Source organism: Dechloromonas denitrificans, assembly GCF_001551835.1.
GTDB lineage: Bacteria > Pseudomonadota > Gammaproteobacteria > Burkholderiales > Rhodocyclaceae > Azonexus > Azonexus denitrificans.
Genome location: NZ_LODL01000013.1, coordinates 231,336 through 243,596 on the forward strand (window position 1 = coordinate 231,336; position 12,261 = coordinate 243,596).

The following is a 12,261-nucleotide window of genomic DNA, read 5'->3' on the forward strand; positions in this document are numbered from 1 at the left end:
GCGCCGACATAGCCGACCGCCTTGGCGGCGGCGACGGCGGCTTCGCCCATCTGCCGGCGCCGTTCGAGCGTCATGCCGGGGGCGGGCGCTTCTTCCAGGACTTTCTGGTGGCGGCGCTGCACCGAACAATCGCGCTCGAACAGATAGACGCAGTTGCCCTGCGTATCGGCAAAGACCTGGATTTCGATGTGGCGTGGCCGGGTGATGTATTTCTCGATCAGCACATGCTCGTTGCCGAAGCTGGAGGCGGCTTCGCGCTTGCAGGAGGCCAGCGCGTCGGGAAAATCGGCGCTTTGCTCGACCAGGCGCATGCCCTTGCCGCCGCCGCCGGCGGCTGCCTTGATCAGTACCGGGTAACCAATCTGGTCGGCTTCCTGGTGCAGCAATTCGGGCGTCTGGTCGTCGCCGTGGTAACCCGGGGTCAGCGGTACGGCGGCATTGCCCATCAGTTTCTTGGCTTCGGACTTCGAGCCCATGGCGCGAATGGCCGAAGCCGGCGGGCCGATGAAGGTGATGCCGCTGGCGGCCAGCGCATCGGCGAAAGCGGCGTTCTCGGAGAGGAAGCCGTAGCCCGGATGTACGGCCTGGGAGCCGGTGCGCTGGCAGGCTTCGATGATCTTGTCGGCGACCAGGTAGGACTCGCGGGCGGCGGCCGGACCGAGCAGCACGGCCTCGTCGGCCAGCCGGACGTGGCGGGCATTGGCGTCGGCCTCGGAATAGACGGCGACGGTGCGGATGCCCATGCGGCGGGCGGTCTTGATGACCCGGCAGGCGATTTCGCCTCTATTGGCAATCAGAATCTTGTTGAACATGCTTATTCCCCAATCCAGGCGGGTGAGCGTTTGTCGAGGAAGGCGGCGATGCCTTCGCGGGCTTCCGGCGTGGCACGCAGGTGGGCGATACGGTGCGCGGTTTCCTCGACCAGCGTTTCGTTGATCAGTTGGCCGTTGACCGCCCGGATCAGGTCCTTGGCGGCGGCCTGGGCTAGCGGGCCACCCTGCAGCAGTGCGCCGACGATTTCCTGCACCTTGGCGTCGAGCTGTTCCGGTTCGACGGCTTCATGGACGAGGCCGATTTCGCGGGCGCGGGCGGCGTCGATCCGTTCGGCCGACTGGAAGTAGCGGGTTGCCTGGCGGGCGCCGATGGCGCGCAGCACGTAGGGCGAAATGGCCGACGGGATGATGCCGAACTTGACTTCGGAGGTGGCGAAGACCGCCTTGCTCGACGCGACCGCGATATCGCAGGCGGCGGCCAGGCCCATGCCGCCGCCGAGGGCGGCGCCCTGCACACGGGCGATGGTCGGCTTCTTCATCTCGGCCAGCGTGCGTAGCATCTTGGCCAGGGCGCGGGCGTCGTTCAGGTTGTCGTCGACGCCGTTATTGGCGGCACGTTTCATCCAGTTGAGATCGGCGCCGGCCGAGAAGCTTTTTCCCCGTCCGGCGAGGACGACGGCACGGATGTCAGTGTCGGCGTCGAGGGCGATGCAGGCGGCGGTCAGTTCGGCGATCAGCAGTTCGTCGAAGGCGTTGTGCAACTCGGGCCGGTTCATCCAGATGGTGGCGACCGGGCCGTTCAGTTCGATTTCCAGGGTCATGAACATGGTGCGCTCCTTACATCCGGAAGATGCCGAATTTGGTTTCTTCGGCCGGGGCATTCATTGAGGCCGACAGGCCGAGGCCAAGGACGCGGCGAGTGTCGGCCGGGTCGATGATGCCGTCGTCCCACAGCCGGGCCGAGGCATAGTAGGGATGGCCCTGCGTCTCGTACTGCTCGCGGATCGGCGCCTTGAAGGCGGCTTCCTCTTCGGCGCTCCACGTCTTGCCGGCCGCCTCGAGGCCATCGCGCTTGACGGTGGCCAGCACGCCGGCTGCCTGTTCGCCGCCCATCACCGAAATGCGGGCGTTCGGCCACATCCACAGGAAGCGCGGCGAGTAGGCGCGGCCGCACATGCCGTAGTTGCCGGCCCCGAACGAGCCGCCGATGACGACAGTGAATTTCGGTACCTTGGCGGTGGCGACGGCGGTCACCATCTTGGCACCGTCGCGGGCGATGCCGCCGTTTTCGTACTTGCGGCCGACCATGAAGCCGGTGATGTTCTGCAGGAAAACCAGCGGAATGCCGCGCTGGGCGCACAGTTCGATGAAATGGGCGCCTTTCAGCGCCGATTCCGAGAACAGGATGCCGTTGTTGGCGACGATGCCGACCGGGTAGCCGTAGATGCGCGCGAAGCCGCAGACCAACGTCGTGCCGTAGCGGGCCTTGAATTCGTCGAAATCGGAGTCATCGACGATGCGGGCGATGATCTCGCGGACGTCGAAGGGCTTCTTGCTGTCGGTCGGAATGACGCCGTACAGCTCGCCGCTCGGGTAGCGCGGCTCGACCGGCGCGGTCAACGTCACCGGCGGCGCCTTTTTCCAGTTTAGATCCTTGATGATGCGGCGGGCGATGGCCAGCGCGTGGGCATCGTTCTCGGCCAGATGGTCGACGACGCCGGAAATCCGGGTATGGACATCGGCGCCGCCCAAATCTTCGGCCGAGACCACTTCGCCGGTCGCCGCCTTGACCAGCGGTGGGCCGCCCAAAAAGATGGTGCCCTGGTTCTTGACGATGATCGACTCGTCGCACATCGCGGGCACGTAGGCGCCACCGGCGGTACAGGAACCGAGTACGGCGGCGATCTGTGGAATGCCTTGCGCCGACAGGTTGGCCTGGTTGAAGAAGATGCGGCCGAAATGTTCCTTGTCCGGGAAGACTTCGTCCTGCATGGGCAGGAAGGCGCCGCCGGAGTCGACCAGATAGACGCAGGGCAGCCGGTTTTCCAGCGCGATTTCCTGCGCCCGCAGATGCTTTTTCACCGTCAGCGGATAGTAAGTGCCGCCCTTCACGGTGGCGTCGTTGGCGACGATCATGCATTCGACGCCTTCGACGCGGCCGATGCCGGCGATCACCGAGGCGGCCGGGACGTCGCCGCCGTACATGCCGTAAGCGGCGAACTGGCCGATTTCGAGGAAGGGGGTGCCGGGGTCGAGCAGGCCATTGACCCGCTCGCGCGGCAGCAGCTTGCCGCGCGCCAGGTGCTTCTGGCGCGCCGCTTCCGGCCCGCCGCGGGCGATCTTGTCGACTTTTTCATGCAGGTCGGCAACCACCGTCCGCATGGCGTCCGCGTTGGCCTGAAAGTCGGCCGATCGCGGGTTCAGTTGGGTTTTCAGTACGGTCATGTCTCCTCGCTTTTTTGTCGTATCCGTTGCCTGAACAAATTGTCTTGTGCAGTCCTACAACTGCCTTTCCTCTTTCAGCCACTTGCTGACCGGCTCCGGCCGGTAGGCCGCCATCGCTTCGAGCAGCCGCTCGAGGTCGGTCTCGGCCAGCGCCATCGCCCGGTTCTGCTGGCGCAGGAAACCTTCGCCGACGGCATGTTCGAACAGCGCCAGCAGCGGGTCGTAGAAGCCATTGACGTTGAGCAGGCCCATCGGTTTCACGTGGAACCCGAGCTGGCCCCAGGTCAGCACTTCGCAGAACTCCTCGAAGGTGCCGAAGCCGCCGGGCAGGGCGATGAAGCCGTCGGCCAGTTCGGCCATCCGTGCCTTGCGGGTGTGCATCGAATCGACCACTTCGAGCCGGGTCAGCGCCCGGTGATCGACTGGGCGGCCCGCCACTTCCTTGCCCATCAGGGCTTGGGGAATAACGCCGATCACCGTGCCGCCGGCGGCCAGGCAGGCATCGGCGACAGCGCCCATCAGGCCGACGTTGCCGCCGCCATAGACCAGTTCGATGCCGCGGTCGGCGAGCAGGCGGCCGAGTTTTTCGGCTTCGGCGCGGTAGAGCGGGTTATTGCCGGCATTCGAGCCGCAGAAAACGCAGATTCTTTGCATGGTGTTCTCAGAAGCCGCCGGTTTCGAGCCACTTTTCGATCTGCGGCAGGCGGTCGGCGCCGAAGAAAGCCTCGCCGTCGATGATGACGTGCGGCGAGCCGAAGACGCCGGCGGCGATAGCGGCGTCGACTTCGCGCTTCAGGCGGGCCTTGATCTCCGGGCTTTGCAGCGCGGTCGCCAGAGTGCTGCGGTCGACGCCGAGTTTTTCGGCAATTTCGAGCACGGTCTCGGGCGCCGAAATGTCGCGGTCGTCGACGAAGAAAGCGCGGTAGACGGCGCGGGCGAATTGCCGGGCCAACGCACCGTCCTGGCCGTCAAGCCAGTAGAAGGCGCGGGCGGCGTTCTGCGTCGGCAGCGGGAAGCGGCTCGGCGGGTTGTAGGGCAGGCCGAGGAAGCGGGCCGAACGCGCAAAGTCGCGCAGCATGTAGGTGCCCTTGCTGCTGACGCCATCGGCCGGCGGTCGCGAACCGGTGGCCTGGAAGATGACGCCGAGCAGGATCGGGTGCCAGTTGACCTGGCGGCCGTGGCGGGCGGCGACGGCGTCGATCTGCTCGGCCATCAGGTAGCCGTAGGGGCTGGAAAAATCGAAATAGAAGTCGATTGCGGCGGACATGCCTTGTCTCCTTGGGGGTGCGGTCGCGGGCATTTTTGTGTTTTTTAGCCCGTCGACCGCAGGGGTTTGCCTAGTCGGCCAACACGGCGCGGGCGATGACCAGTTTCTGGATTTCGGAAGCGCCTTCGTAAATCTGGCAAACGCGGACGTCACGATAGATGCGCTCGACCGGGAAATCGGCCGTCACACCGTAACCGCCGTGCACCTGAATGGCGTCGGAACAGACTTTCTCGGCCATCTGCGAGGCGAACAGCTTGGCCTGCGAGGCCTCCTTCAAACAGGGCAGGCCAGCGTCGCGCAGCGCGGCGGCATGCCAGACGGCCTGGCGGGCAACGTCGATCTGGGTCGCCATGTCGGCCAGCATGAAGGCGATCGCCTGATGCTCGGTCAGTGGCTTGCCGAAGGAGGTGCGCTCCTTGGCGTAGCGCACGGCAGCTTCCAGCGCGGCGCGGGCCATGCCGATCGACTGGGCGGCGATGCCGATGCGGCCGCCTTCGAGGTTGGAGAGGGCGATCTTGTAGCCTTCGCCTTCCTTGCCGAGCAGGTTGGCGGCCGGAATGCGGCAGTTCTCGAAAAGGATCTGCGCGGTGTCGGAAGCGTGCTGGCCGATCTTTTCTTCGAGGCGGGCGACGATGTAGCCGGGCGTCGCGGTCGGTACCAGGAAAGTCGAAATGCCCTTCTTGCCGGCCGCCTTGTCGGTGACCGCGAAGACGATGGCGACATCGCCTTCCTTGCCGGTGGTGATGAACTGCTTGACGCCATTCAGTACCCACTCGTCGCCTTCGCGGCGGGCCGTGGTGGTGATGGCGCCGGCGTCGGAGCCGACATGCGGTTCGGTCAGGCAGAAGCAGCCGAGCTTTTCACCGCGGGCCAGCGGCTTCAGCCATTCTTCCTTCAAGGCATCCGAGCCGTACTTGAGCAGGATCATGCAGGCCAGCGAGTTCTGGACGCTGACGATGGTCGAGGTGGCGCCATCGGCGGCGGCGATTTCCTCGATCGCCAGGCCGAGTTCAAGATAGCCGAGGCCGGCGCCGTCCCATTCTTCCGGGACGACCATGCCGAGCACGCCGAGTTCGGCCAGGCCGTTGAGGGCGGCGCGCGGGAAGGTGTGGTTCTTGTCCCAGTCGGCGGCAAAGGGGGCGATCTGTTCCTGCGCGTAGGCGCGGATCGAGTCGCGGATCATTTCCTGTTCTTGCGTGAGAATCATTATTTACTTTCCAGAGAGGTCTTTTTCAGGGTGGTCAGCCAGACGCCGGCAATGACCAGCAGGCCGCCCGCCAGTACCGGCAGGCCGAGCCGCTCGTCGAGCAGGACGGCCGCCTGCAGCACGGCAAAGACGGGAACCAGATTGATGAAAACGGCAGCCTGGCCGGCGCCGATCCGGTGCACGGCGTCGGTGAACCAGGTATAGGCGATGGCCGTGCCGAAAATGGCGAGGAAGAGCAGGCTGGCCCAGACGCGCCACGACCAGGCGGCGAGGTCGATGTCGCCCTGGAGCAGCGCGGCCAGGCCGAGCAGCAGGGCGCCGCTCAGGCTGGCGTAGAGCGTCGTGGCGATCGGCGTAAAGGTCCGCGTCGCCTGCCAGCCGATGAAGGTGTAGGCCGTCCAGCTCGCCACGCAGCCGAGGATGAGCAGTTCGCCGAGGCCGACCGAGCCGTGCAGCAGGGCGAGCGGATCGCCGTTGCCGATCACGGTCAGGCAGCCGGCCAGTGCGATGGCGCTGCCCAGGGCCTTGCGCGGCGTCATTCCTTCCTTGCCGGTCAGCCAGGCGGCGATGACGATCACCACCGGGTTGAGGGCGACGACCAGCGCGCCGCGCCCGGCCGGAATGTGGCGCAGGCCGAAGAAGAAGCACAGGCCGTAAAGGAAGATGCCGAAGAAGCCGAGCGCCCAGATCAGGCCCCATTCCCGGGCGCCTTGCGGCATCTGGATGCCGCCTTCGGCATACAGGGCGACGCCGGCCATCAGCAGCGCGGCGAGCAGGAAGCGCAGGGCGGCCACGGCGAGCGGGGCCGACAGCTCCTGCGCGACGACGCGTCCGGCGATCCAGGTGCCGCCCCACATGGCCATGGCTGCCACCAGCTTGACGTAGGTGAACGAAGGCGCCCGTTGCGGCAATTACAGCATTTCCACGGCGAGGGCCGTGGCTTCGCCACCACCGATGCACAACGAAGCGACGCCGCGCTTTTTGCCGTATTTCTTCAGCGCGCCGAGCAGGGTGACGACGATGCGGGCGCCGGATGCGCCGATCGGGTGGCCGAGGGCGCAGGCGCCGCCGTGCACGTTGACCTTGGCCGGATCGAGCTTGAGGTCGTGCAGCGCGGCCATCGTGACGACGGCGAAGGCTTCGTTGATTTCCCACAGGTCGACGCTGTCCACGCTCCAGCCGGTCTTCGCCAGCAGCTTCTGCATGGCGCCGACCGGGGCGGACGGGAAGAGGGCGGGCGTGCCGGCATTGGTGGTGTGGCCGACGATGCGGGCGATCGGCTTGAGGCCGAGTTCGGCCGCCTTCGAGGTGCGCATCAGGACCATGGCGGCGGCGCCGTCGGAGATGGAGGAGGAATTGGCGGCGGTGACCGTGCCGTCCTTCTTGAAGGCCGGCTTCAATGTCGGGATTTTTTCGACGTTGACCGCAAACGGGCCTTCATCCTTGTCGATCACGACGTCGCCCTTGCGCCCGGCGACGGTGACCGGGGCGATTTCCCAGGCAAAGGAACCGTTGTCGCTGGCTTCCTTGGCGCGGGTGGTCGAGCGGACGGCGAATTCATCCTGTGCCTCGCGGCTGAAGCCGTAGCTGCCGGCGCAGTCTTCGGCGAAGGTGCCCATCAGGCGGCCGCGGGTTTCCTTGGAATATGCGTCTTCCAGGCCGTCCATGAACATGTGGTCGATGACCTGGCCGTGGCCGAGACGGAAGCCGCCGCGCGCCTTGGGCAGCAGGTAGGGGGCATTGGTCATCGATTCCATGCCGCCGACGACGGTGATGGCGTTCGAGCCGGCGAGCAGGCCGTCGTGGCCAATCATCGTCGCCTTCATGCCGGAACCGCAGACCTTGCTGACCATCGCGCAGCCGGCCGACAGCGGCAGGCCGGCGAGCAGCGCCGCTTGGCGGACCGGCGCCTGGCCGACGCCGGCCGGCAGGACGCAGCCCATCAGCACTTCCTCGACCAGATTGGCATCGATGCCGGCCCGCTCGACGGCGGCCTTGATGGCGACGGCACCGAGCTGCGGGCCGCTCAGGCCGGCAAAGCCGCCCTGAAAGCTGCCCATCGGGGTACGGGCGGCGGAAACGATAACGATCGGGTCATTCATGCTGATTTCTCCTGAGTGCTTGTTATGGCTAAGCTTCCAACGCCTTCAAGGCGGCGTCGTAGCGGGTGGGTAAATCTTCGGGGCAATCGATGGTGATGCCGAGGTCGTGCATCAGGCCGTCCTTCAGGCCGTAAATCCAGCCGTGGATGGTCAGCTCCTGGCCGCGCTGCCAGGCGTCGCGCACGATCGGGTTATGCGACACATTGACCACTTGTTCGAGCACGTTGAGCTCGCACAGGCGGTCGTGGCGCTGGCCTTCCGGCAGGTTGTCGACGGCCGCCAGGTGTTTGTTGTGCACGTCCTGGACATGGCGCAGCCAGAGGTCGACGATACCGACCCGCGCCTTGTTCAGTGCGGCCTGGACGCCGCCGCAGCCGTAGTGGCCGACGACCATGATGTGCTTGACCTTGAGGACATCAACCGCGTACTGGATCACCGACAGGCAGTTGAGGTCGGTATGGACGACGACGTTGGCGACATTGCGATGGACGAACACTTCGCCCGGCAGCAGGCCGACGATCTGGTTGGCCGGGACGCGCGAGTCGGAGCAGCCGATCCACAGGAATTCCGGGGTCTGCAGCTTGGACAGCTTGTTGAAATAGGTCGGATCGACTTCCTGCATGCGCTGCGCCCAGGCCCGGTTGAAGTCGAACAGGTGGGAAAGGTTTTCGTTGCGGATTTCCTCTTCCGACCAGTTGTCGAGGTCGAGCGCCAGGAACATCGTGCCTTCGACCGGTGTCTGGTAGTAGTTCGGTGCCTCGGTGAAGCCCAGCTCGCGGTACAGCTTCACGGCCATCCGCATATTGGGCAGGGTGTCGATGATCAGCTTGCGGTAGCCGATTTCCTTGGCGGCCTTGATCGCGGCCAGCGCCAGCGAGGCGCCGATGCCTTGGCCGCGCAGTTCCGGATCGACGTAGAGGCGCTTCATCTCGCAGACGCCATCGCTGTCGCTGAGCGGGCGCACACCGACACAGCCCGCCGGTCGACCGTCGATTTCGGCAAAAAACAGGCGTCCTTCCGGGGCCGAGTAGGCGCCGGGCAGCGAGGCCATTTCCTGATCGAAGTGCTGGAAGGACAGATCGACGCCCAGCCAGGCCGCGTAATTGCGGAAAAACTGGCGGACCTGTTCCAGCGCTTCGGTATCGTTGGCAGTGAGGGTGCGTAGGGTAACGGACATTCTGTTGAGCTCCTGTTGCGGCGCCCCCGTTCCGGGGACGCCGGCGGGAGCTGTTTATGCGGTTTCGGCGAAAAGTTCTCGACCAATCAGCATTCTACGGATTTCGGAGGTGCCTGCCCCGATCTCGTAGAGCTTGGCGTCGCGCCACAAACGGCCGGTTGCGTACTCGTTGGTATAGCCAACCCCGCCCAGGGTCTGGATCGCCTCGCCGGCCATCCAGGTCGCCTTTTCGGCGGAATAGAGAATGGCGCCAGCGGCATCCTTGCGCAGCGTCCGGGCGTGGTCGGTGGCATCGCAGGCGCGGCCGACGGCGTAGACATAGGCGCGGTTGGCCATCCAGGTCGAGTACATGTCGGCGACCTTGCCCTGCATCAGCTGGAACTCGCCGATTGCCTGACCGAACTGCTTACGCTCGTGCAGGAAAGGGACGACCACGTCCATGCAGGCGGCCATGATGCCGAGCGGGCCGCCGCAGAGCACGGCGCGCTCGTAGTCGAGGCCGGACATCAGCACCTTGGTGCCGTTACCGACACCGCCCAGCACGTTTTCTTCCGGCACTTCGCAATCGTCGAAGAAGAGCGGGAAAGTATTCGAGCCGCGCATGCCCAGCTTGTCGAGGTGGGTGCCGTGGCTGAAGCCCTTGAAACCTTTCTCGACGATGAAGGCGGTCATCCCCTTGGCCCCGGCGGCGAGGTCGGTCTTGGCGTAGACGACCAGCGTGTCGGCATCGCCGCCGTTGGTGATCCACATCTTGGAACCGTTCAGCACGTAACGGTCGCCCTTCTTGTCGGCCTTCAGCTTCATCGACACGACATCGGAACCGGCGTTCGGCTCGGACATCGCCAGTGCGCCGACGTGTTCGCCGGAGATCAGTTTCGGCAAATATTTCTGGCGCTGCGCTTCCGTACCGTTGCGGCGAATCTGGTTTACGCACAAATTCGAGTGTGCACCGTAGGACAGACCGACCGAGGCCGAGGCGCGGGAAATTTCCTCGAGCGCGACGATGTGGGCGAGGTAGCCCATGTTGGTGCCGCCGTATTCCTCGCCGGCGGTCATGCCGAGCAGGCCCATGTCGCCGAACTTTTTCCAAAGGTCGGCCGGGAATTCGTTCAGGCGGTCGATCTCCGCGGCACGCGGCGCGATCTCGGCGTCGGCAAAGGCCTTCACCGCATCGCGCAGCATATTGATGTCTTCGCCGAGGCCGAAGTCGAGGCTGGGAATGTTCATAGGGTTTGTCTCCGTCTTGTAAGTTTATTTTTCCGTCTTGCCGTGCATGACCATGATGGTCTGCTGCATCAGCGCGCACAGGGTTTCCTGGCCGTCTTTCAAGGCGAAGACTTCGGCCTGGGTAATGATCAGTGTCCGGCCCGGCCGCACCACCTTGCCGCGGGCGATCAACTGCTCGCCATCGGCCGGGGCGACCAGGTTCATCTTGTATTCCACGGTCAGCACCGAGGCGGTGGGCGACACCATGGTCATCGCCGCATAGCCGGCGGCCGAGTCGGCGATCATGCCGACGACGCCGCCATGCACGAAGCCGTGCTGCTGCTCGATGCCTTGCCAGTGCGGCAGGTGGATTTCGGTCCGGCCGTGCTCGATCACCGGCAGGGTGGCGCGGATCAGGCTCATGGCGTTCTGCCGCTCGAAACTGGCGCGGACACGGTCGGCGAAATGCGGATCGGAAATTCGGTTCATGGTGTGATTGTATTTACGTTGACGTTAACGTCAACTGATTGCTTGAAAAATTTCAGGCCTCATCGCGACGGGCCAGTTCCTGCTGACATTGCTGCTCGAACTGAGCAATTTCGGCCAACATCGCCTCGATGTCCTCGCGTTGCTGCTCGAGGGCCTGGCGCCGGCTGGACATGATGCGTAGACACTCGAGCAGTTGCGGCGTTTCGTCCTCGGTCGAGTTGTACATCCCGATCAGGTCCTTGATCTCGGCCAGCGACAGGCCGAGCCGCTTGCCGCGCAGGGCCATTTTCAGGCGGGCCCGGTCGCGACGGTTGAAGACGCGCTTGCTGCCTTCGCGCTCGGGCGACAGGATGCCCTGGTCTTCCCAGAAACGGATGGTGCGCGGGGTGATGCCGAACTCGCGGGCGAGGTCGGAAATGGCGAAAGTGATGGCCGCTTGGCTCAAGCTTGTCTCCTCGAAGGTGCGCGCCAGTAAATCAGAAGGAGGGGGATTTTTCAATCCGACACCGTATGGTAAGTTGTGCTTCCCCTCCGACAGGTTTGCCCATGTCCCTGCATTATCCGCATGCCCAGCCGCCGGCTGCCGGCGAGTTGATCGAAGTTGCGCCCGGCGTTTTCTGGTTGCGCATGCCCTTGCCGTTCCAGCTCGACCACATCAATCTCTGGCTGCTCCGCGATGGTGCCTCCTGGGTCATCATCGATACCGGCTTTCCGGCGGATGAGGTCAGGGCCGTCTGGTCGCAGATCCTCGCTCGTCTCGACGGGCCGGTGAGCCGGCTGGTCGTCACCCACTTCCACCCCGATCACCTCGGCTTGGCGACCTGGCTGATCGAGCAGACCGGCGCTCCGCTGGCGATGACGACCGGCGAATTCCTGACCGCGCATGCCGTCTGGCACGAAGTCGGCGGCCACGGCGCGCGTTTCATGGTCGAACAGTTCCGCCAGCACGGGCTGGATGCCGAGCAACTGGAGCGCTTCGCCAAGCGCGGTTCGGGCTACCGCAAGGCGGTGCCGGCACTGCCCGAGTACTATCAGCGCCTGAAGGCAGCCGACACCCTGACGGTAAACGCCAAGAAATGGCAGGTTTTGATCGGCCATGGTCATGCTCCCGAGCATATGGCGCTTTACTGCGCCGAACTTGACGTGTTAATTTCTGGCGACATGCTTTTGCCAAGAATTTCGACGAATATCAGCGTTTTTGCGGCGACGCCGGAGGCCGATGCGCTTGGCTGGTATCTGGCTTCGCTGGATGAAATGTCGCGGGATATTCCGGCAAATACCCTGGTGTTGCCTTCGCACGGATTGCCGTTTTTCGGCGTGCAGTCCCGGGTTGAGGCCTTGCACGCGCACCATGCAGAACGATTGCGTGCTCTGGAGAATAGCTGTGAAGATGCGCCAAAGAGCGCAGCCGAGTTGCTGGAGACTTTATTCCAGCGAGCACTCGATACGCATCAAACCATGTTCGCGATGGGCGAAGCGATTGCCCATCTGAACCATCTAGAACAAGCCGGCCGGCTGTCACGCATGACCGACGCCGACGGCGTGATTCGATATACGCGGTGTAAAGCCCGCACCGTGCACTGACAGAGGGAGTT

13 protein-coding genes are annotated in these 12,261 nt (G+C 64.6%); 1 reads left to right on the plus strand and 12 read right to left on the minus strand.

The window, feature by feature from the left end; all coding sequences use genetic code 11:
• The 12 genes from AT959_RS07325 to AT959_RS07380 form a co-directional block, all read right to left on the minus strand.
• A partial coding sequence (locus tag AT959_RS07325) for an ATP-binding protein (RefSeq protein ID WP_157651243.1) occupies positions 1-812 on the minus strand: 812 nt, incomplete at its 3' end.
• A 2-nt stretch (positions 813-814) separates the two neighbouring features.
• Positions 815-1,600 carry an enoyl-CoA hydratase/isomerase family protein gene (locus AT959_RS07330; protein ID WP_066882146.1) on the minus strand — a complete coding sequence of 262 codons (786 nt, stop codon included), beginning with the start codon at positions 1,598-1,600 and terminating at the stop codon, positions 815-817.
• A gap of 10 nt (positions 1,601-1,610) precedes the next feature.
• Positions 1,611-3,218, minus strand: coding sequence for a carboxyl transferase domain-containing protein (locus AT959_RS07335; RefSeq protein WP_066882147.1), 1,608 nt, complete (start codon positions 3,216-3,218; stop codon positions 1,611-1,613).
• A gap of 54 nt (positions 3,219-3,272) precedes the next feature.
• Complete coding sequence (locus tag AT959_RS07340; protein ID WP_066882149.1) at positions 3,273-3,872, minus strand: LOG family protein; 600 nt, start codon at positions 3,870-3,872, stop codon at positions 3,273-3,275.
• A 7-nt stretch (positions 3,873-3,879) separates the two neighbouring features.
• The gene (locus AT959_RS07345; protein ID WP_066882152.1) at positions 3,880-4,485 is read right to left on the minus strand and encodes a 2-hydroxychromene-2-carboxylate isomerase; all 606 of its coding nucleotides are present in this window, start codon (positions 4,483-4,485) and stop codon (positions 3,880-3,882) included.
• A gap of 70 nt (positions 4,486-4,555) precedes the next feature.
• Positions 4,556-5,692: an acyl-CoA dehydrogenase family protein gene (locus tag AT959_RS07350; RefSeq protein ID WP_066882154.1), complete on the minus strand. Its 1,137-nt coding sequence runs from the start codon at positions 5,690-5,692 to the stop codon at positions 4,556-4,558.
• Positions 5,692-6,603 carry a DMT family transporter gene (locus AT959_RS07355; RefSeq protein WP_066882156.1) on the minus strand — a complete coding sequence of 304 codons (912 nt, stop codon included), beginning with the start codon at positions 6,601-6,603 and terminating at the stop codon, positions 5,692-5,694. The genes AT959_RS07350 and AT959_RS07355 overlap by 1 nt, the downstream gene beginning before the upstream one ends.
• A complete protein-coding gene (locus tag AT959_RS07360; RefSeq protein WP_066882158.1) occupies positions 6,604-7,794 on the minus strand; it encodes an acetyl-CoA C-acyltransferase in 1,191 nt (396 codons plus the stop codon).
• Positions 7,795-7,822: 28 nt separating this feature from the next.
• Positions 7,823-8,971, minus strand: a complete 1,149-nt coding sequence (can, locus tag AT959_RS07365; protein WP_066882160.1) for a carbonate dehydratase — start codon at positions 8,969-8,971, stop codon at positions 7,823-7,825.
• 54 nt (positions 8,972-9,025) lie between these two features.
• Positions 9,026-10,198, minus strand: a complete 1,173-nt coding sequence (locus AT959_RS07370; RefSeq protein WP_066882162.1) for an isovaleryl-CoA dehydrogenase — start codon at positions 10,196-10,198, stop codon at positions 9,026-9,028.
• A 24-nt stretch (positions 10,199-10,222) separates the two neighbouring features.
• Positions 10,223-10,666 (minus strand): PaaI family thioesterase, encoded by a 444-nt coding sequence (locus AT959_RS07375; RefSeq protein WP_066882164.1) that lies wholly within the window; start codon positions 10,664-10,666, stop codon positions 10,223-10,225.
• 52 nt (positions 10,667-10,718) lie between these two features.
• Positions 10,719-11,111, minus strand: coding sequence for a MerR family transcriptional regulator (locus tag AT959_RS07380; protein WP_066882167.1), 393 nt, complete (start codon positions 11,109-11,111; stop codon positions 10,719-10,721).
• A 101-nt stretch (positions 11,112-11,212) separates the two neighbouring features.
• Between AT959_RS07380 and AT959_RS07385 the strand changes: the two genes are divergently transcribed.
• Positions 11,213-12,250: an MBL fold metallo-hydrolase gene (locus AT959_RS07385; RefSeq protein WP_066882169.1), complete on the plus strand. Its 1,038-nt coding sequence runs from the start codon at positions 11,213-11,215 to the stop codon at positions 12,248-12,250.
• The last annotated feature ends 11 nt before the right edge of the window (positions 12,251-12,261 follow it).